The organism is Actinomyces sp. oral taxon 171 str. F0337 (genome assembly GCF_005696555.1).
GTDB lineage: Bacteria > Actinomycetota > Actinomycetes > Actinomycetales > Actinomycetaceae > Actinomyces > Actinomyces oris_E.
Genome location: NZ_CP040005.1, coordinates 1,150,561 through 1,170,691, shown reverse-complemented (window position 1 = coordinate 1,170,691; position 20,131 = coordinate 1,150,561). Strand labels below are relative to the sequence as shown.

The window sequence follows — 20,131 nt, the reverse complement described above, 5'->3', positions numbered from 1 at the left end:
CCTTGAGCAGGTGAAGCCCCTCGATCCCCGGCTGATGCGTTACGCACGCTCCGCCCGCCGATACATCGCCTCCACCGCCGTCACCGGGATGGTGACCGCCGCGCTGGTGGTGGTTCAGGCCTTCCTCATCTCGGGTGCGGTCTCCTCGGTCATCTCCGAGGGGGCCGCACCGTCGGCTGTCAGGGCCCTGGTGATGGCTTTGGGCGGTGTCCTGGCTGTCAGGGCCCTGGTAGTCCTGCTCCAGGAGGTTCACGCCCACCGATCCGCCACGGAGACGATCGTCGAGCTGCGCCGACTGGTTCTGGAGCACGCATCTCGACTGGGCCCCCGCTGGCAGGCGCTTCACGGGACCCAGACCGCCACTCTGCTGACTCGCGCGCTGGACGACCTCGAGCCCTACTTCACCCGCTATCTGCCCCAGCTGGTGCTGGCCTCCACGGTGACACCGGCCACGGTGCTGGTTCTCCTCACCCAGGACTGGTCGGCCGCAGTGGCCGTGGTGTGCACCCTGCCCCTCATCCCGATCTTCATGATTCTCATCGGCAGGATGACCCAGTCCGTCTCCCAGGAGCGTCTCAGGACCATGCAGGTTCTGGGCGATCAGGTGCTCGACCTCATCTCGGGGCTGCCCACGCTCAAGGCTCTCGGGCGCGAGCAGGGGCCGGCCGAGCAGGTGCGCTCCCTGGGCCGCTCCTACCGGCGCACCACCATGTCGACCTTGCGGGTCGCCTTCCTGTCGGGGGCGGTCCTGGAGTTCATCACGACGTTGTCGGTGGCGATCATCGCCGTTCAGATCGGTTTCCGGCTCGTGGCCGGGCGCATGGACCTGTTCACCGGTCTGCTCGTCCTCATGGTGGCCCCGGAGGTCTATCAGCCGCTGCGGCAGGTGGGCTTCCAGTTCCACGCCTCGGCCAACGGGGTGGCGGCGGCGAACGCCGTCTTCGAGGTTCTTCAGACCCCAGTGCCCGAGCACGGCGACCTGCCTGCCCCCGACCTGCGCTCATCGACGATCGAGCTCGATGCGGTGTCCGTCGCCTCTCGGGGCACGTGGGCCCCCGACGACCTCAGCGCCACGATCCCTCCCGGCAGCCTGGTGGCGCTGACGGGTCCGTCGGGTACAGGGAAGACCACGACGACCCTGGTCCTCCTCGGCCTGCTTACCCCGGACCGGGGGCAAGTGAGGGTCGTGCCCGACGGCGGTGAGCCCGGTGGTGGCCCCATGGACGCCGTCGACCTCGCTCTGATCGATCCGGATACCTGGTGGAAGCAGATCGCCTGGGTGCCTCAACGCCCCACCATCGCCCCTGGCACGGTACTGGATAACGTCCTGGATCGTGTCGAGCCGGACGCCTCCACGGCAGCGGGCGTCCCCGAGGTCCTGGTCGAGGCGGCCCGGGCCACAGGCTTCGATGAGGTGGTGGAGGACCTTCCCCAGGGGTGGCAGACCATGGTGGGCAGTGCAGGAGTCGGCCTGTCCGTGGGGCAGCGCCAGCGTCTTGCCCTGACGCGGGCCCTGTGCTCGACGGCGCCCCTGGTGGTCATGGATGAACCGACCGCGCACCTCGACGCCGCCAGTGAGGCCCATGTGCTCACCGCAGTCCGTGCGCTGCACGCCTCGGGGCGCACGGTGGTGGTCATCGCGCATCGTCCTGCACTCATGGCCCTGGCCGAGCAGACCATTGCCGTGACGAGCGAAGCGGTACCGCCGGCGGGCATCGAGCCTGACCAGGCGCCTGCCAATGAGACGACGACAGCGCAGGAGGAGGCCCAGTGAGCGCTGCAAGGACATCGAACCCCGAGAGCCCTGACATCCCTGTGAGCGCTGCGAGCCCGATGACATCCGTCCTCTCCCCCGCACTGTCCGTCGCTGAGCGACGCTCCCTGCGCCGGGCAGTGGGCCTGCTGAACCTGGACCGATCACGCTTCATCCTGGCCGTGCTCACCGGTACGGCGGCCATGGCCTCGGCGGTGGCCCTGTCCGGGGTGGCGGCCTGGCTCATTGCGAGGGCATCCCAGATGCCCGACGTCGTCGCTCTGGGGGTGGCGCCGGTGGCGGTGCGGCTCTTCGGCATCTCGCGCTCCGTGCTGCGCTACTGCGAGCGGCTCGTCTCCCATGACACCGCTTTGAGGGGCATGGGTGCGCTGCGTACCCGCCTCTACACCTCTCTGGCCTCGGCCCGCACGGACACGGTTGCGGGGCTGCGCCGCGGCGATGTGCTGGCGCGGGTGGGGAGCGACATCGACGCGGTCGGGGATCTCGTCGTGCGCGCCTATCTGCCTGCGGCGGTCGCAGCCGTCCTGGGCGCGGCCACGTGTCTCGGTGTCGCCCTGGTCTACTGGCCGGCGGGCCTCATCCTGCTGGCCTGTCTGCTGCTGTCGGGACTGGTGGCCCCATTGGCCACCATCCGCTCCGCAAGAATCGCCGAGCAGGCCCGTCAGAGGCAGGCCACCGAGCTGTCCGCGGAGGTCCTGGCGGTCCTGGAGGGGGCGCCTGAGCTGACTGTCTCCGGGCGTCTGGCCGGCTCGATGCGCCAGGTCGCCTCCCGGGAGGAGAGCCTGAGCCGTCTGCGGGACCGGGCTGCGGTACCAGCAGCGATCGCGGCGGCCGTGGACGTGGCAGCCATGGGGATCGCGGTCGTGGGCAACCTGCTGGTCGGGGTGAGCGCCGTGTCCGCCGGGCGGCTGGCCCCGGTCTGGCTGGCAGTCATCGTCCTGGTGCCGCTGGCGGCCTTCGAGGCCACCTCCGCGCTCGGCCCGGCCAGCGTGCAGCTGGTGAGGTCGGCCGGTGCCGCCTGCCGCATCGTGGAGCTCATCGAGGCGGCTGAGGCCAGTACCGGCACTAGCGGCACGGCGTCCTGTGCGAGTCGGGAGCTGCCGGAGCCCTCGCCCCGGGGCCCGTACCTGAGGGCGAAGGACCTGGCGGTGGGCTGGCCGGGTGGTCCGGTTGTGGCCGAGGGCATCAACCTGGATCTGAGGGTAGGTCGCCGAGTGGCGGTCGTGGGGCCATCGGGGATCGGCAAGTCGACGCTGCTGGCCACGCTGGCGGGACTGCTGGAGCCTCAGGGCGGCACACTGACGCTCGACGGAGTCCCCCCGTGGCAGGCGGCCCGCTCCGAGGTGGCGGCCAGGGTGTGCCTGACCGCGGAGGACGCGCACGTCTTCCACACCAGTGTCCTGGAGAACCTGCGCGTGGCGCGGGGGGACATCACCCCCGCCGAGGCCGGCGAGCTGCTGAGGCGGGCCGGGCTCGGGCAATGGCTCGAGGCCCTTCCCGACGGCGTTGACACCATCATCGGCACGGATGCCACAACGTTGTCGGGTGGGGAGCGGCGTCGGCTGCTTCTGGCTCGGGCCCTGGCGGCTCCGGCCCCCCTGATGCTGCTGGACGAGCCCGGCGAGCATCTTGATGCCGTCACAGCGGACCGACTCGTGACCGACCTGCTGACAGTGGGTGACCAGGGCCGCGGTACTCTCCTGGTCACCCATCGCCTCAGCGCCCTGGAGCACGCCGACGAGGTCCTCGTCATGGGGCACCGGCCGCAGGCCACCGGTGAGCGGGGGCCTGCGACTATCCTGCACAAGGGCAACCACCATGAGCTCCAGGATGTCTCCGAGACCTACCGGTGGTCGCTCTCCCAGGAGGATCAGGACAGGCAGCAGGACCACGTATCCGGTACGAGCTGAACGAGCTGAGCACGATGACGACACCCCACCCGCAGCACGCAGCAGACACCCTCGGCGACGGTCTTGGCTTCCCCGGTGTGCCCGAGGACGCCCCGGAGGAGCTCGACGGCCCCCCGGCGCCACGTGAGGAGGCGCTGGCGACCTCTTCGGAGGAGAACGCAGCGGCGGGGCGTCTGGCCTACGCCGTCCACGCCGACCAGCTGGTCTCCACCCGTGGCCGCCAGGCGTCGGCCCTTCAGCCGAGCCTGGACGAGGCGACTGTCGCTCTCATCCAGGCGGCCCTGAGCCTGACCAGCTCCCTGCGGGTCCCCGACGCGCTGCGCCGTCTGGTGGAGTCGGCCTGCTCCATCACGGGTGCCTCGTGGGGAACCATCGCCGTGCTCAACCACGCGGACATGGACGTTGACCCGGCCGGCCCCCTCTCGCCCGATCCCTCCGACGCGAGCTCGCGCACCGGTCTGTGCAGCGGGGTGCCCACGGCGACCCTCGATGAGCTCGCCCAGATGGCCGGCGCCCCCGATACCGCCGGCTCTTCGCACGCCTCCTCTGAGTCCCTGCTCAGCGGGCTCGAGGGCACCGGGATGGTCATCGACAACGACCTGGGCAGGACATCGGCCTTCACCGGGGCCATCGAGGGTGAGGAGACCGGCAGCCTGCTCTCAGCCCCGCTGCGCCTTCACGACCAGGTCTACGGGCATCTATACCTGTGCGACAAGCCGGGGGGCTTCACCCGCTCGGACGCCGACGCCGTCCTGACCCTCGCCCAGGCCGCAGCCGTCGCCGTGGAAAACGCCCGCTTGTACCGCGAGGCCCGTAACCGCGAGCAGTGGATGGTCGTCTCCCAGGAGCTGACGACGCTGCTGCTCTCGGGCGCCGAGGAGGATGACGCGCTGACACTCATCGCCCACCGCGTCCGCCAGGTCGCTCACGCCGACACGGCCGCCCTCATCCTGCCCAGCATCGGCAAGCGCTGGATCTGCGAGATCGCCGACGGCGAGCACGCCAAGGAGCTGATCGGCACCTTCTTCCCACCCGAGGGTCGAGCCCTGACCACCCTGGACCACCAGACCGGCCTGGTCGTGGACTCCCTGGAGAACGCCTGGAGCGACGGCGATCTCCTGGTCCCCCAGCTGGCCCGGTTCGGGCCGGCCCTCTACGCCCCCATGATCCACCGGGGGCGGGGCGTGGGGGTCATGCTGCTGCTGCGCTCCCCGGGTGCGACGCCGTTCACCGCCCAGGACCTGGAGATCGCCGAGCTCGTGGCGGGGCAGGCCACGATGGCCTTCGAGCTGGCCGATGCCCAGCACGCGGAGGAGATGGCCACGTTGCTCGATGAGCGGGCCAGGATCGGCCGGGACCTGCACGACCTGGCCATTCAGCAGCTCTTCGCCACCGGCATGCAGATCTCCGCAGCCCGGGAGCGGCTGGCCTGCAGCACACAGGCGGACCTGGACGCGGTGTGCTCCGTGCTGAGCACCGCTCTGGAGGCGGTGGACGACTCCGTGGGCCAGATCCGCTCCATTGTGCGCTCACTGCGCGATCGTGACGAGGAGGTCGGCGTTGTGGAGCGACTGCGGCGCGAGGCCTCCCTGGCCCGTAACGCCCTGGGCTACGCCCCCTCGCTGCTGCTGAGCGTCGACGGCCGGGGCCTGGCCCAGGTGGACCGCGACGAGGAGGACCGGCTCATCACCTCGGTCGACGCCGCCGTGGCACCGGATATCGCCGACGACATGGTCGCCGTCGTGCGTGAGGGGCTGAGCAACGTGGCCCGGCACGCTCACGCCTCCTCGGTGACGGTGGACGTCAAGATCGAGGGGGTGCAGCCGGGCTCGGAGCTGTGCTGCGGCCCGGGGGACGACGAGGGCCACGCCTCGGGCGACGCCGAGCCCTTCCGAGGCAGCCCGGTGGTGGAGATCGTCTGCCGTGACGACGGCGTCGGGGTGAATCCCTCCGTGACGCGCCGCTCGGGGACGGCCAACATGGCCGAACGGGCCCGCCGCCACGGTGGCAGCTTCGTCATCGGTCCGCGGGCCCGCTCCGACGGCGAGCGGCGAGGCACCTGCTTCACCTGGCGGGTGCCCTTGGACGGGGGCGTTCGGTCGCGCTGAGTCCGCTGCGCCCCTCTCAGTGGCGGGCTCCTGCCTCAGGCAGGAGCCGTCAGCTGTTGCGCCAGCCCGAGGCCCGCTGGCCGGCAACCCAGGCGGCGACCTGGGTGCGCCGCTGCAGCCCCATCTTGGCCAGCAGGGAGGTGATGTGGTTCTTGACCGTCTTCTCGGCGACTCCGAGCCTCTCACCGATCTCCCGGTTGGACAGACCGTCACCGATGAGGTCGAGCACCTTGCGCTCGGCGTTGGTCAGGTCGGCGGTGGGGTCGTCGTGGTCCGCCCGGCGGCGCGTCACGGTGCGCTCGTCGAGCAGGACGCGCCCGGAGGCGACGGCACGTACGACGTCGCTGATCTCGGCGCCGTGAACCGTCTTGAGCAGGTAGGCCCGGGCGCCTGCCGCCAGGGCCTCGGCCAGGGCCTCGTCGTCGTCGAAGGAGGTCAGCACGATCGGCAGGGCCTGGGGCACGGAGTCTCGCAGCTCCTGCATGAGCTCGATACCGGTGCCGTCGGGCAGCTGGAGGTCCACGAGGATGACGTCGGGGCAGACCAGCTCGGCCCGACGCACCGCCTCGGCCCGAGAACCCGCCTCGGCGACGACGTCGAGCCCATCGGCGCGGTCAATGATCTCGGCGATGCCGCGACGGACGATCTCGTGATCGTCCACGATCATGACGCGGACGATCTCCGAGGAGGGGGTGTGTGCCATAGTCATGACATTACCAGGGCATGGAAACCTACGTCACACCCGTGGCGGCGCTGTGGCGATGCTGTTGCGGAGGCTCCCTGTGCGCACTGGCGGCGCCTATCGGCGCCGGCGCGGACGGGGCTGGCAGCGGGGGCAGTAAGTGTGGGAACGTCCTCCCAGAGCCTCGCGCGCCATGGTGGCGCCGCAGCGGCGGCACCCCAGCCCTTGGCGTCCGTAGGCGCCGAGCTCGCGGGCGAAGAATCCGGCGGCGCCCTCGACGTCGACGTAGAGGGCGTCGAAGCTCGTGCCGCCGACCTCCAGCGCACGGCGCATGACCTCGGCGGTGGACTCAAGGATCCGGGCCACCACCCGCGGGCAGAGTCCGGTTCCCGGGCGCAGGCCGTGCACTCCGGCCTCCCACAGGCCCTCGTCGGCGTAGATGTTGCCGATGCCCGAGACGAGCCCCTGGTCGAGCAGCTGGGTCTTGATGGCGCGCCTCGAGGCGCGCACCCGGACGACGACGCCCGTGGGACCGGTCAGATCCAGGGCCGGATCGAGCAGGTCCCGGGCGATATGGGTGGCATCAGTCGGCAGCAGCGGCCGCGGGTCGCCCATCCCTCCTGGAGCGCCGTCGTCGGTGGGGGTCAGGTCGACGACGTGCAGACCGCCGAGCATGCGCTGGTCGACCAGGTCGAGCACCGCCCCGCCGGCGTCGCCGCTGAGGTGAAGGCGCACTCTCAGGTGGCGGGCGGAGGTGGAGATGTCCCGCACGTAGCGGGGCTGCTCGGTGGCGCTCAGGTCCACGGGGCGCCCGCCGGGGAGGGTGTCCGGGTCTGCCAGGAAGGCGGTGGCACGGTTGGACTCCGGGTCCGCGCCAGGAGTGGTCACGGAGGTGGTGCCGCGCACAAGCAGCTGGCCGCTCATGCCCAGGTGGGCGGACAGGGCGCGTCCGTCGTCCAGGGGCAGCCACAGGAACTTCCCGCGGCGGACGGCCGCGGTGAGGGTGCGCCCGGTGAGCTGGTCGATGAAGGCCTGCGCTCCCCCGTCCTGGCGGCGCAGAGGACGCGGGTCGAGGACCTCGACGCGGGTGACGGTGCGTCCGGCCACGTGCTTGGTGAGGCCGGTGCGCACCACCTCGACCTCGGGAAGCTCGGGCATCAGCTCTTCCGGGGGGTCTGCCGGGTGAGCAGGTCGGCGCGCAGGGCCTCGTTGACACCGGGCAGGTCGAGTCCGCCGTCGCCACGTGCGGCCAGGATGGCGGCGTAGGCGGCCTCGGCGGCGTCGTGCTCGGCGACCTTCTTCGAGCTGCCGGTTCCCTGCCCCAGCACCTCGCCGTCGACGATGGCGCTGGCGGTGAAGACCCGCTGGTGGTCGGGTCCGGTGCCGGCCACCTCGTACACGGGGTTACCGAGCTGGTGGACGGCGGCGAGCTCCTGGAGGCTCGTCTTCCAGTCCAGGCCCGCGCCGCGGGTGCGGGCCGAGTCCAGGAAACGGGAGACGAGCCGGGTGACGACCGTGCGGGTCTCCTCCAGGCCGTGGGTGAGGTAGGTGGCACCGATGAGGGCCTCGACCGTGTCGGACAGGATGGAGTCCTTGTCCCGCCCGCCCGAGAGCGCCTCCCCCTTGCCGAGCTTGATGAACTCCCCCAGCCCCAGGTCGCGGGCGACGGCGGCCAGGGCCGGCTCGGAGACGGTGGCGGCGCGCATCTTGGCGAGCTGGCCCTCAGGGACCTCCGAGTGGGTGCGGTAGAGGTACTCGGTGACGATGATGCCCAGCACGGAGTCACCCAGGAACTCCAGACGCTCGTTGGTGGGCAGGCCACCGTTCTCGTGGGCGTAGGAGCGGTGGGTCAGGGCCAGGTCGAGCAGCTGAGTGTCGATGCTCGGCCCCCAGCGGTAGACGAGGGCCTCGGTGTCGGTGCGCGCGGGCGGGGCACTGCGGCGCTTGGCCATCAGGACCGGTCCTCCTCGGGGTCCTCGCTCTCCTGACCGGTCTCGGTCCCCAGCAGTCCGGCCAGGGCCGACCAGCGCGGATCGATGACCTCGTGGTGGTGGCCGGCGGGCAGATCCTCGAACCGCTTCCCGCAGTCGGGGCACAACCCGGGGCAGTCGGGACGGCACAGAGGCTGGAAGGGCAGCGTGGGCACCAGGGCGTCGCGCAGCGCCGGTTCAAGGTCCAGGCTGGTCTCCCCCACAGCCAGGAGATCCTCGACCTCCTCATCACCTTCGGCCCGCTGGGCCTCGATGACCTCAGGGAAGAGGTAGAGCTCGTCGATCCTCACGCTGCGGTCCTCGTCGAGGTCGCGCAGGCAGCGCACGCACTCGCCGTGGACGTGCAGGTCGGCGTCGGCGTGCGCCAGGACGCCGTCGTCCATGGAGGTCAGGGTGACGTCGAGGGCGAGGCCGCTGCCCTCGGGCACGCCGATGACCTCGGTCCCCAGGTCGGCGGGGGCGGGGGTACGGATCTGCAGGTTCTTGACCGAGCCGGTGGCACGGGGCAGGTCGACGATATCAACGACGAGTCCTGACATGGGTTCCTCCACAACGGGTTGACCGCGCCGCATCCAGCGATGACCGAGGGGCTCAAGCGACCTCACGTGATGTCCACATGATGTCCCTGTGAGGTACCCGGCGCTGGTGGGCGAGGCGATGGACGAGGTTTCTGGCGCGAGCGTACCCGGTGGGACGGCGACGCCACCGGGTCAGTGGGCGGAAGGGTCCACGGACCAGGCCGAGCGGCGGCGGACGGGCTCCTGGATCTCCACCGGCTGGCTCGATCCATCCCCCAGGCGGCCGGCCAGGACCTCACGGCCGGCGCGGATCTGCTCGGCAACTTTTGCGACCTCGGCCTCCAGTGAGGCCAGGGTCCGGTCGGAGTACTCATCGGCCCCGTGGCGCAGGGAGGCGGCCTTGTCCTCCGCCGCGGCCACGATGCTGTCGGCCCGGTCATTGGCCATGCGCACGATGTTCTCACCCGCCACGAGGCGCTCGGACTCCTCCTGGGCGTACTGGACGAGCCGCTCGGACTCGGCCCGCCCCTCAGCCAGGACGGCGTCGGCATCGGCGACGATCTTCTCAGCTCGATGCACAGCGGTCGGGACCGCGTCGCGAGCCCGGTCAATGAGGTGCTGGGCGCTCTCCCGGTTGACGATCACAGAGGCGCTCATCGGCATGGAGCGGGCGTTGCTGATGAGGTCATCGAGCTCATCAAGAATGCGCAGCAGGTCGTCCCCGGCATCGCGGCTGGTCGTCACGGTAGGTCCTCTCGAGTGTGGTCGGCGCCGACGGAGCGGCCTGGCGGGGTCCCGGGCGGGACGAGTCCTGGTCCGACGCCGTCGTGGGCGGCTGACCTGGGGGCCTCGGTCAGCCGGACCTCCAGGGCGCGGGCTACAGCCGGCGGGACGAGGGCGGAGACGTCCCTGCCGTAGCCGGCGACGTCCTTGACGAGGGAGGAGGAGATGTGCGCGTGGGCGGAGGAAGCGGGCAGAAAGACCGTCTCGGGCGCCCCCAGGTCGCGGTTGAGCAGCGCCATGGGCAGCTCGGCGTCCAGGTCGCTGCCGTTACGCAGTCCTTTGATGATGGCGTTCGCGCCGCGCTGGCTGCAGTAGTCGGCCAGCAGCCCGGGAACGATGTCCACCTCGACACCGGGCAGGTGGGTGGTGGCCTCCCTGGTCAGGCGGAGGCGTTCGTGGACGTCGAGCAGGTGGTGCCCGGCCTTGACTGCGTTGTGGGCGATCCCGATGACGACGATGTCGAAGAGTGTGGCCGCACGTGCGGCGATGTCGACGTGCCCCAGGGTGAGGGGATCGAAGCTTCCGGGGTAGACGGCCAGACTCATACGGCCACGCTACTGGCTGGGCCTGGCGCTGTGCGGGACGCGCGCCGCACCGCCGACAGCAGCACGCCACCATTGCGCCCCGCTGTGCACCGGACGTCCCGGAGTCCTGGGGACGCGCTGGTATATTTCCCTTGTGTCCACACGCGTGACCCTCAGTGACGTGGCCGAGGCAGTCGGAGTCTCGTCTCAGACCGTCTCCCGCGTACTCAACAAGCACCCGTCGGTCCGTCCCGAGACACGTCAGAAGGTTCTGGCGGCCGTCCAGGCGCTGGGTTACGAGCCGAACCTCGCCGCCCGCTCACTGGCCTCGGGCTCCTCCGGGGCTGTGGGGATCCTGCTGACTGCCGGGCTGTCGCACGGGATGGCCTCGACCTTCTCCGCGATCGCCAGGGCGGTGCGCGAGCGGGGGGACACGTTCGTGCTGGCCACCGCCGATGGCCATGCACCGGAATCGGTCAAGGCGGCACTCGCCCATCTGCACGGCCACCGCGTCACGACCATCGTGGTCCTCGCCCAGCGCGCCGACGTCCTGGCCATCCTCTCGTCCCAGCGCCACCGCGGTCCGGTCGTGGCCATCATCTCGGGTCAGCACGAGTTCTCCGAGCTGTCCACCGTCTCCATCGACCAGGCCCTGGGATCCAGGTTGGCAACAGAGCACCTCCTGGCTCAGGGACGCAGCCGCCTCCTGCATGTCACCGGTGACCTGTCCTGGCAGGACGCCTCGGAGCGGCTAGCCTCCTACCAGTCGGTCTGCGCGCAGGCCGGAGTTCCCGGCCGCTGGGTGGGCACGGACGCCTGGACGGGAGAGGCCGGAGCCATGGTTGCCAGACGCCTGCTCGACACCGGCCTGCCCGACGCCGTCTTCGCCAGCAACGATGACATCGCCCTGGGGCTGTGCCACGTGCTGCTCGCCGCCGGCGTCAAGATACCCGACGACGTCGCCGTCATCGGCTTCGATGATATTCCGCTGGCACGTTGGGCCACTCCATCGTTGTCCAGCATCACACAGGACTTCGACGCCCTCGGGCGGGCAGCACTGAGCCTTTCCGACGAACTCGTCGAGGGTGCCCCTGCCCACAGCATCCACCTGGAGCCTCAGCTCGTCGTCAGGGCCTCATCGACCAGGGCATAGCGCCGACGACCACCTCTCCGGGTGAGCGGTTCTCGACGACCGCCCCACCTGGAGGGCGACTGCCGTCCCCCGAGCACCCGACACTGCCCCCAGTGCACGCCCCAACCAGCAGCAATCTCCGGCAAAGGCAACGGCAACCTATATGTCAGCGCTCACTCAACCCTCCTCACCCCACAGACCACTCCTCCGCGACCCACACCTCCCGACACCTCGACGCACCCACTATTTCGCTTCATTTCAGGGCATTCAGCAAGTCCCAACGGTTGACACCCTTTTGTGACCAAGTTAATGTTACCGCCATCATCCACTGCTTCCGACATCGCCGTCGGACCCCAGCGGCTGCAACGAGGCACCCCTACGCACTCACTGAAGAGAGAAGACCATGACCCCACCTTCATTTCCCCGACGCGCCTTCATCTCGGCATCGCTCTTGAGTGGGACGGCAGCAGCACTGCTGTCAGCATGCTCATCAGGGAAGAGCAAGAACAACAACGCCCCAACTCAGATGTTCACGTGGGTGTCCAGCGAGTCGGACCGCGCCCAGTGGCAGGCCTTCGTCGACGCAGTCAAAGAAACTGACTCCAGCTTCAAGCTCGACTTCTCAGGTCCCAGTTACAACGACTACTACACCAAGGCCAAAACCCGAATGACGGCAGCCGACGCTCCAGGGATCCTGACCACACAGGCAGCCCGAACCAAGGAGCTCGTCGGCATCATGGAACCGCTGAACGATCTCATCAAGAAGCACGGGGTCGACACGTCAGTCTTCAACAAGGCCATGATTGAAGGCATGACGGTGGACGGAAAAATCTACGCATTGCCGTACGACGCAGAGCCCTGCGTCATGTTCTACAACCGGCAATCCTTCAAGGCAGCAGGGTTGAAGGAGCCGACAACCAAGTACACCTACGCACAATTCCTGTCGGACATGAAGGCCCTGACTGCTGGTGGGAAGGTCGGCATGGCCATCAAACCAAATCTTATGGACAACGCTCCTGGAGCATTCGCATACGCCAATGGCGCCACCGCCCTCGACGACAAGGGAAACCTTTCGTTGACCTCCAGCGCCTTCGTCTCGTCCGTGCAGAAAGCGTTTGACCTTGCCGCAGTCAACGGCTACGCCAAGGCTCCTTCCGCTTCAGACGGCGACGAGGTCGCACAAGGCGCATTCACCTCTGGTCAGGCTGCCGCCATCATTGACGGCCCGTGGATGTACGCGACCTTCGCCGAGCAGCTCAACGACAACCTGGGTGTGTGCGTCATCCCCAGTGACTCCGGACAGGCCATCGGAGTCATTCAGGGATCGGGCTTCGGGATCGGCAAAAACTGTCCGGACAAGGATGCCGCGTTTAAAAACATCATGAAGCTGGTCAGCCCTGAGGTCATTGGCAAGGTGGCACGCACCCGCGGGACGGTACCATCCATCGGCTCCCAAATCGACGGATGGGCAGAAGGTAAACCGGCCGGAAATGTTGAAGCCATCAAATTCCTCCTGGACCACGGGACCGCTCTGGTAACCCCAGCAAACTGGAATCAGATCGTGACGTCCTTCACCCAGTACTGCCCAGAAGGCTACCGTGGCTCACGTACCGCGGCAGACATCCTCAAGGACCTGCAAGAGAGTGCAGGATGATGGGAGCCGCAACCACCGCTGAGAATCGAAGGCGCCACAGAGCTCCCCGAGACACACTGCGCATCATCGCCTACCTGACACCCGGCATGACAGGGTTTCTGGTTTTCATCATCATCCCCCTGATCGCGTCACTGATCATCTCGTTGTTTTCATGGTCGCTTCTGGGAACATCAGAGTTCGTCGGCCTTGACAACTATCGACGAATGATTTCGGGGGAGGACCCAGCGTTCTACACCATCCTTAAGAACACCGTGGTGTTCGCCCTTCTGTACACAGGTGCCAACCTCATCATCTCTACCGGTATCTCCTACTGGCTGCAGCACCTCCCCAACAGGTTCTCTCGAGTGCTGCGAATCATCTTCTTCATCCCCGTCGTCACCCCAATGGCAGGGAATGCGTTGATCTGGCGCCTCCTCCTCAATGACGAAGGGGTGGTGAACTCTGCCCTTAACAGCATAGGGCTCCCCTCGCTGCCCTGGCTGAACAACTCCAGCCTTGCCATGGGGTCGCTCGTCATCATGAGCTTATGGCAGGGTCTTGGCTACAACATCGTGGTCCTTACTGCCGGTCTCAACGGCATCAACCCGTCCATACTGGAGGCCAGCGAACTCGACGGCGCAACTGGATTCAGACGATTCTTCCAGGTCGTCTTCCCTATCCTGTCTCCGACGTTCTTCTTCTGCACCGTCATGACCGTCATCGGAGCATTCAAGGTATTCGCACAACCATTCTTTCTCACAAAAGGAGGACCAGGTGAGTCGACAAACACCATTGTGCTCGCACTGTACCGCAACGGATTCTCCTTCGACAAGCTGGGCTACGCCTCCGCCCTGGCCTGGATACTATTCGTAATCGTTATGCTGCTGACGGCCCTTCAATTCAGCCAGCAGAAGAGGTGGGTGAACTATGACTCTTGAACACCGATCCAAAATTGGCAAATTTCTCTCCTACTCGCTACTCACACTGATAGCGATAGCATTCCTCTTCCCATTCGCCTGGATGTTGGCTTCTTCCCTCAAGCCGACATCTGAGGTGTTTTCCTCAGGAGCCTCACTCACAGGCACCCGCCTTGCATGGGACAACTACACCGAGGCGACTCAGCAGATTCCCCTGGGACGCATCATCTTGAACTCTATTCTTGTCTCGACCTGCGGAGCAGCCCTGACCATGGCAGTCTCACTGCTGAGCGCCTACGCCTTCGCCAGACTTCGATTCCGATTCCGAGACCACTTGTTCATGCTGTTTCTGGGAACTCTGGTGCTTCCCCAGGAGGTGCTTGTCATCCCTCTATACATCGGATTCCAGCACCTCGGACTGGTCAACAGCTACACGGCCCTCATTCTTCCCTTTGCCTTCGGAGCCTTCGGGGCGTTCCTCATCCGACAGTTCATCCTGAGCCTGCCCCTTGAGTTCGAGGAGGCGGCCAGAATCGATGGGGCCGGCGACCTCAAGATCCTCTGGCACATCCTCATCCCGCTGCTCAAGGCTCCGATACTCGTCGTTGGCGTCTTCTCCTTCATCGATTATTGGTCAACATTCCTGTGGCCTCTGATCGTCGTCAATGATGCGGACCTGGCCACAATCTCGTTGGGACTTCAGATGTTCTCAGGAGAGAGAGGCACGGACTGGGGACCCATGATGGCCGCCGTGTCCATGTCGGTCATCCCTTCCTTTTTCATCGTCGCCTTCCTGCAGAGTCAGTTGGAGAAGGGCGTCACTCTCGGCGCCTTTGGAGGTCGCTGAGTGATGAATCGACCACCTATATCGCAGCACCGAGATCGCCTGGGAACCCATCAGCCTGAGTGGCTGGACCACACCCCCCTTGGGATCTTCATTCACTGGGGAGCGTATTCGGTACCAAGTTGGGCAGAACCTCACGGAGAGCTCGGCACCGAACCCGATGAGAGGACGTGGTTCACTCATAACTCCTACGCCGAGTGGTACTTCAACACCATACGAATTCCGGATAGCCGCGCCTCCCAGTACCACCACGAGACCTACGGCTCCCTGCCGTATGACGGTTTTCTGGACATGTGGCATGCTGAAAAGTTCGACCCTGACGACTGGACCGAGCTGTTCAAAGAAGCCGGAGCAGGGCTGGTTGTCCTAACGACCAAGCACCACGACGGCATCACCCTATGGGAGGCCCCCGAAACCTATGGTCGCAACACGGTTCAACGCGGCCCCCGACAAGACCTCGTCGAAAAAATCTCACGGGCGACACGTCGGGCAGGACTACGTTTCGGCGCATATTATTCGGGAGGACTGGACTGGCATTACAGACCTTTCCCCGTTATCCTGAGCGAAAAAGACCTTGAACTGCTCGCCAGATCTGTGGACCCCGAGTATGGGCGCTATATCTTCAATCACTGCCTTGACCTGTTTGAGAGGTATCACCCCGATATTTTCTGGAACGACATCGAGTGGCCGGACTGCGCGAAGAATTTCGACGCCCACGGACTGGGAACACTGCTTGAGCACTACTACAAATTATGTCCGGAGGGCGTCGTCAATGACCGCTTCGGTGAGTTCCACTCCGATTACGAGACTAGTGAATATCAGGCAATGCGCGACTCGGAGGCTGCGGACCGGTGGGAGAACTGTCGCGGCATCGGATTATCCTTCGGCTACAACCGGATGGAGGGCAATGAGCATTACCTCACCGGCCCGTCCGCAGCTCGACACCTGGTCGACGTCGTCTCACGGGGAGGACGTCTCCTGCTCAACGTCGGCCCGCACGCCGACGGAACCATTCCTGCCCCTCAACGCGCCTGCCTGAAGGGACTAGGCGCGTGGATGCGAGCAGCGAGAGCGGAACTGTCTCACCCCTCTGCGGAGCTACTGGAGCAGGCTTGTTCACTACCGGGTGCGCGACTCATGTCTCACGGAGACCATGCGGTTCTCTTTGCCCTGGAGAATGTCGCAGTCCCGCTTGACCGCCTGCCTGCGGAGTTCGACTGGAGATCGTCGAGACCGGGAGATGGACAGACACAGGTGAGTCATGACCATGGAGTCCTCACGACTGCTCCCACTCAACTGGGACCTGGAATCATCCTTGCCAAGCGGTTCCACTGAGCATTCTCTCCGCCCACTCGCTACGAAGTGGGCGGAGAGAATGGTGTGAGTGCCTTCCGTCAGGCAGCGCTGACGGGCCTGGGCGCGCGCAGTGTGTAGAGCCCGTAGGCGGCCACCACCACGAAGCACCCAGCAGTCCAGTCTGATCCAACCACCCAAAACGGACATCAACGCTGAAACAGGTCAAGCCGCCGAGGTCGTCTCCTCCTACCACGAGCTGTGGCACATCGAGCAGTCCTTCGCCGATGCGCAAGCACGACCTGCGAGCCCGCCCCGTCTTCCACAACACTCGCGATGCCATCGAGGCCCACCTGACGATGGTGATGGCTGCTCTGGCCGTAGCCCGATACCTCCAGGACACCACCGGGATGAGCATCGCCAGGATCGTACGCGAACTGCACGGCCTGCAGGAGGTCGTCATCAACATCAACGCCGCCCCACGACAAACCCCCAAGGCCGAGCAAATTCTCACCACTCTGAGCACCCCACCCCCAGCACACTAAGCGTCATGAGTCAGGCCCTCACGACTGCTCCCACTCAACTGGGATCTGGAATCATCCTTGCCAAGCGGTTCCACCGAGCATTCTCTCCGCCCACTCGCTACGAAGTGGGCGGAGAGAATGGTGTGAGTGTCTTCCGTCAGGCAGCGCTGACGGGCCTAGGCGCGCGCAGTGTGTAGAGCCCGTAGGCGGCCACCACCACGAAGCACCCAGCTACCGTGATGTAGGACACTGCAGGAGACGTCTTGTCCATGATGTAGCTCTGCACCAGAGGCATGGTGGCTCCGCCGATGATGGCCATGACCAGGCCGGCGGCCCCGTACTTGGTGTCCTCCCCCAGCCCCAGCAGGGCCTCACCGTAGATGGTGGGGAACAGCAGAGAGATGCACGCCGACAGGGAGACAATGGCCAGTACCCCCAGGATGTTCACGCTCACCATGGCGAACAGGGACAGGCCGACCCCGAGGGAGCACATGAGCAGAAGCAGCTTGCGTGCGTCATACCGCCCCATGAGACCCACCATGAGGAACCGGAAGACCAGGAAGACGATGAGACTCGCCTGCAACCAGTATCCGGCGATCTTGTCCGACACCCCCAGGGCGTCTGTGACGTAGTGCAGGGTGTAGGTCCAGATGCAGGTCTGGGCCGACACGTTGAAGTACTGCGCCACCACTCCGAAGCTGTAGCGCTTGTTCCGCAGCAGGCGCATGAGCCTGCCCGGTCCGCCGCTCTCGCCCGCGGTGGATTCCACCGGCCGTTCCACGACCTTGACCCGACCGATCATGACGGCCAGCAGGATGTAGAGGAGCCCGAGAGCGACGTACGGGCCCATGACGGCCTTGAGCTCTTCGCTCTGGGTGGCCAGCAGCGTCTCCTGACTCATGGCTGCGCGCTGCTCGGCGGTGGCCGGGTTCACCTTGGGCAGGATCAGCAGGGCAGCCAGAAGCACCCCGAGATTGGAGCCGATGGGGTTGAAGGCCTGCGCGAAGTTGAGACGCCGCGTGGCGTTGTGCTCCGGCCCCATGGACATGACGAAGGGGTTGGCGCTGGTCTCCAGAATGGACAGGCCGGCGGCCAGGGTGAACAGGGCTGTCAGGAACACCGAGTAGGTCATGACGTAGGCCGCGGGGATGAACAGGAGCCCGCCGGTTCCCGCCAGCACCAGCCCGATGAGGACACCGCCCTTGTAGCCCAGGCGGCTGTTGATGAAGGCCGCCGGGATCGCCAGGCAGAAGTAGGCCCCGTAGTAGGCCGACTGCACCAAGGAGGACTGGAAATTGTTCATGGAGAACACGGATCGGAAGACCTTGACCAGAGGATCGGTCATGTTTCCGGCCAGGCCCCAGGCGGCGAAGCAGGAGACCAGCAGACAGAAGGGCAGCACCATGCCCGGATACAGGAACCCCCGCCCGGATGTCCCCTTCCGGACCGGGGCCTCCTCAGCCACGGAGTCACGGATCGCAGTCATCACAGCACACCCTTCTTGAGAATGAGGTTGCCGTACAAGGCGGTCTCGCCGGTGAGGACGACGGCGTAGACGCTGGGGGTGTAGTCGTAGAAGGCCATGCGCTCAATCGTCTTGACGCTCACCGGTCCGGCTTCTTTCTCGGCCTCGTTCCAGATCTGCTCATAGACGTCCCACACCGGGGGCCGAGGGTCGTCGCCAACCGTTTCCATGAGGGCCACCTGGTAGCTGCTGTACCGATCCAGGGGCATGAGCGTGAGGATGGACCTCAGCAGGTCGGGGATCCCCAGACCGTCGGCTCGCACCGTGTTGGGGTGGAGGTGGTGCCCGGGGAAGTTCGCATCGGCCAGGAGAATCTCATCCCCATGCCCCATCTCGAGCAGGATCTTGACGAGTTCGGGTGACAGGTTGGCGGGAATATTGCGGAGCATCGTTGCTCCTTTCGTGTGGTGGGTGTTCAGTTGAAATGGTGTGATGAGGCTGGTGGTCAGTCGGCAGTGGCGTTGAGCAACCGTTCCCGCATGGCGTCGAAGGCACCGGGATCGGCGATGGCCCCGGAGGCGTCGACCTCCACGGAGCGGATGCTGCGCCGCAGCACCTCGCCGCGAGCGCTCGGGTCGAGGACACCGGCCGCCTCGAGCTGGGCGAGGATGTTGCCCAGGGCACTGGCCTCCGGCGTGCCCACAATAACCCGGCGGTGGCAGGCCGCCGCCGTCATTGCCGGCAGGAGGCTGTTGCGCGCCCCGCCTCCCACCAGGTGGATCGGTGCCGCCGGGTCCAGCTGGTCGCCGACGACGTCCTGCAGCCCCTGGGCGTAGGCGGCATGGGCGCAGGCGAGCGACTCGAGGATGAGCCGGACCGTCTGCGCCGGTCCCTCGGGAGCGATCTTGTAGTGGAGGCGGCACCAGTCGGCGATCTTGTCGGGCATGTCACCAGGGCTGGCGAAGAGCTCGTCGTCGGGGTCGATGACGACCCCGAGCGAGGCACTCTCCCCCGCCGCCTCGACCAGCGCACCGGTGTCGGGCTCGTTCCAGGAGCGCTGGCACTCCTGGAGCAACCAGAAACCGGTGAGGTTGCGCAGCAGCCGGATGCCTCCGTCGGTACGGACCTCGTTGGTCAGTCCGGCCCGCAGCGCCGCCCCATCCAGGATGGGGCTGGGAACGGCGGCACCGATGAGGCTCCAGGATCCTGAGGAGATGAACAGGCGCACCTCGTCACCGGCCAGACCGAGCGCGTGGACGGCGCAGGCGGTGTCGTGCCCGCCGGGCCGCACGATGCTGATCCCCTCCGGCGTCGTACCGGCCACCGTGGCGTCGTCAACGAGCGGAGGCATCCACTCCTCGGGGATCCCGGCGGCCTGGAGCACACGCGCCGACCAGCCGCGAGCCCCGGGCGAGGCGAGCCCGGTGGTCGAGGCGATCGCCCGCCCCGACTGCGCGGGGGCCCCGAGCAGGTGAGCCACGAGATCGGGCAGGGGCAGGAAGCGATCCACCCGCCCGATGAGGTCGGGCTCCTGCCTCAGGTCCGCGTAGAGCTGGTAGACCGTGTTGATCTGCTGAGGCAGGATGCCGGTCTCCTGCCAGGCCGTCCCCTCGGGGAGTGCCCGGTCCAGGTCAGCGGCCCAACGGGCCATGCGCCGGTCCCGGTAGGCGCGCGGGGCGTGCAGCAGCTCCCCTTGGGCGTCGAGCAGGCCGTAGTCGACTCCCCAGGTGTCGATGCCGATGCTGTCGGGGGCGCGCCCCAGGCGCTGCGTCGCCATGGCGATGCTCCGACGAACACCATCCATGATGCGCTCGAGGTCCCAGGTGAGGGTGCCGTGGTCGTCCACCGCCTGGTGGTGGAGCCGGAAGACCTCCTCGGTGCTGACAACGCCCTGTCGGTAGCTTCCCAGGACCGCCCGCACGGAGCTGGAGCCGAGGTCGAGGGCGAGCGCGTGGAACTCGGCCTTCTGCTGACCCTCCCCAGCGCCGCTCGGACTCATGATCTGACGGTGCTCGTCTGTGCTCGTCATGACT

Annotated in this window: 18 protein-coding genes; 9 read left to right on the top strand and 9 right to left on the bottom strand. The window is 66.8% G+C overall.

Annotated elements, in window-relative coordinates; all coding sequences use genetic code 11:
* Nucleotides 1-10: 10 nt before the first annotated feature.
* Genes cydD through FBF36_RS05185 form a run of 3 tightly spaced genes read left to right on the top strand, consistent with a single transcriptional unit; the run spans nt 11 to nt 5,792 of the window.
* Nucleotides 11-1,774 (top strand): thiol reductant ABC exporter subunit CydD, encoded by a 1,764-nt coding sequence (gene cydD, locus FBF36_RS05195; protein WP_138137239.1) that lies wholly within the window; start codon nt 11-13, stop codon nt 1,772-1,774.
* Between the two features lie 59 nt (nt 1,775-1,833).
* Nucleotides 1,834-3,684, top strand: coding sequence for a thiol reductant ABC exporter subunit CydC (cydC, locus tag FBF36_RS05190; RefSeq protein WP_009396665.1), 1,851 nt, complete (start codon nt 1,834-1,836; stop codon nt 3,682-3,684).
* 14 nt (nt 3,685-3,698) lie between these two features.
* Nucleotides 3,699-5,792, top strand: coding sequence for a GAF domain-containing sensor histidine kinase (locus tag FBF36_RS05185; RefSeq protein WP_009396663.1), 2,094 nt, complete (start codon nt 3,699-3,701; stop codon nt 5,790-5,792).
* Between the two features lie 49 nt (nt 5,793-5,841).
* Here the strand turns inward: FBF36_RS05185 and FBF36_RS05180 are convergent, their stop codons facing one another.
* The 6 genes from FBF36_RS05180 to coaD form a co-directional block, all read right to left on the bottom strand.
* A complete protein-coding gene (locus FBF36_RS05180; RefSeq protein ID WP_138137237.1) occupies nt 5,842-6,501 on the bottom strand; it encodes a response regulator in 660 nt (219 codons plus the stop codon).
* A 90-nt stretch (nt 6,502-6,591) separates the two neighbouring features.
* Nucleotides 6,592-7,632 (bottom strand): bifunctional DNA-formamidopyrimidine glycosylase/DNA-(apurinic or apyrimidinic site) lyase, encoded by a 1,041-nt coding sequence (gene mutM, locus FBF36_RS05175; RefSeq protein WP_009396657.1) that lies wholly within the window; start codon nt 7,630-7,632, stop codon nt 6,592-6,594.
* Nucleotides 7,632-8,426, bottom strand: a complete 795-nt coding sequence (gene rnc / locus FBF36_RS05170; RefSeq protein ID WP_009396655.1) for a ribonuclease III — start codon at nt 8,424-8,426, stop codon at nt 7,632-7,634. Before rnc ends, mutM begins: the two co-directional genes overlap by 1 nt.
* Nucleotides 8,426-9,004, bottom strand: coding sequence for a YceD family protein (locus FBF36_RS05165; RefSeq protein ID WP_009396654.1), 579 nt, complete (start codon nt 9,002-9,004; stop codon nt 8,426-8,428). Before FBF36_RS05165 ends, rnc begins: the two co-directional genes overlap by 1 nt.
* Nucleotides 9,005-9,175: 171 nt before the next feature.
* Complete coding sequence (locus FBF36_RS05160; protein ID WP_009396652.1) at nt 9,176-9,727, bottom strand: hypothetical protein; 552 nt, start codon at nt 9,725-9,727, stop codon at nt 9,176-9,178.
* The gene (gene coaD, locus FBF36_RS05155) at nt 9,724-10,311 is read right to left on the bottom strand and encodes a pantetheine-phosphate adenylyltransferase (RefSeq protein ID WP_009396650.1); all 588 of its coding nucleotides are present in this window, start codon (nt 10,309-10,311) and stop codon (nt 9,724-9,726) included. Before coaD ends, FBF36_RS05160 begins: the two co-directional genes overlap by 4 nt.
* A 133-nt stretch (nt 10,312-10,444) precedes the next feature.
* Here coaD and FBF36_RS05150 point away from each other — a divergent pair, with 133 nt between their 5' ends.
* The 6 genes from FBF36_RS05150 (at nt 10,445) to FBF36_RS05125 (ending at nt 16,654) form a co-directional block, all read left to right on the top strand.
* Nucleotides 10,445-11,443, top strand: a complete 999-nt coding sequence (locus FBF36_RS05150) for a LacI family DNA-binding transcriptional regulator (RefSeq protein WP_075376463.1) — start codon at nt 10,445-10,447, stop codon at nt 11,441-11,443.
* Between the two features lie 382 nt (nt 11,444-11,825).
* A complete protein-coding gene (locus tag FBF36_RS05145; protein ID WP_034492437.1) occupies nt 11,826-13,076 on the top strand; it encodes an ABC transporter substrate-binding protein in 1,251 nt (416 codons plus the stop codon).
* 86 nt (nt 13,077-13,162) lie between these two features.
* Nucleotides 13,163-13,993 (top strand): carbohydrate ABC transporter permease, encoded by an 831-nt coding sequence (locus FBF36_RS05140; RefSeq protein ID WP_009396644.1) that lies wholly within the window; start codon nt 13,163-13,165, stop codon nt 13,991-13,993.
* Complete coding sequence (locus tag FBF36_RS05135) at nt 13,983-14,819, top strand: carbohydrate ABC transporter permease (RefSeq protein WP_034492434.1); 837 nt, start codon at nt 13,983-13,985, stop codon at nt 14,817-14,819. The genes FBF36_RS05140 and FBF36_RS05135 overlap by 11 nt, the downstream gene beginning before the upstream one ends.
* A gap of 3 nt (nt 14,820-14,822) precedes the next feature.
* Nucleotides 14,823-16,151, top strand: coding sequence for an alpha-L-fucosidase (locus FBF36_RS05130; protein WP_318655713.1), 1,329 nt, complete (start codon nt 14,823-14,825; stop codon nt 16,149-16,151).
* 245 nt (nt 16,152-16,396) lie between these two features.
* Nucleotides 16,397-16,654: a hypothetical protein gene (locus tag FBF36_RS05125; protein ID WP_009396636.1), complete on the top strand. Its 258-nt coding sequence runs from the start codon at nt 16,397-16,399 to the stop codon at nt 16,652-16,654.
* Between the two features lie 136 nt (nt 16,655-16,790).
* Here the strand turns inward: FBF36_RS05125 and fucP are convergent, their stop codons facing one another.
* Genes fucP through FBF36_RS05110 form a run of 3 tightly spaced genes read right to left on the bottom strand, consistent with a single transcriptional unit; the run spans nt 16,791 to nt 20,127 of the window.
* Nucleotides 16,791-18,119, bottom strand: a complete 1,329-nt coding sequence (gene fucP, locus FBF36_RS05120) for an L-fucose:H+ symporter permease (RefSeq protein WP_009396634.1) — start codon at nt 18,117-18,119, stop codon at nt 16,791-16,793.
* Nucleotides 18,119-18,547, bottom strand: a complete 429-nt coding sequence (locus FBF36_RS05115; RefSeq protein ID WP_009396632.1) for an RbsD/FucU family protein — start codon at nt 18,545-18,547, stop codon at nt 18,119-18,121. Before FBF36_RS05115 ends, fucP begins: the two co-directional genes overlap by 1 nt.
* Nucleotides 18,548-18,603: 56 nt before the next feature.
* Nucleotides 18,604-20,127 (bottom strand): FGGY-family carbohydrate kinase, encoded by a 1,524-nt coding sequence (locus FBF36_RS05110; RefSeq protein ID WP_225792470.1) that lies wholly within the window; start codon nt 20,125-20,127, stop codon nt 18,604-18,606.
* Nucleotides 20,128-20,131 lie beyond the last annotated feature (4 nt).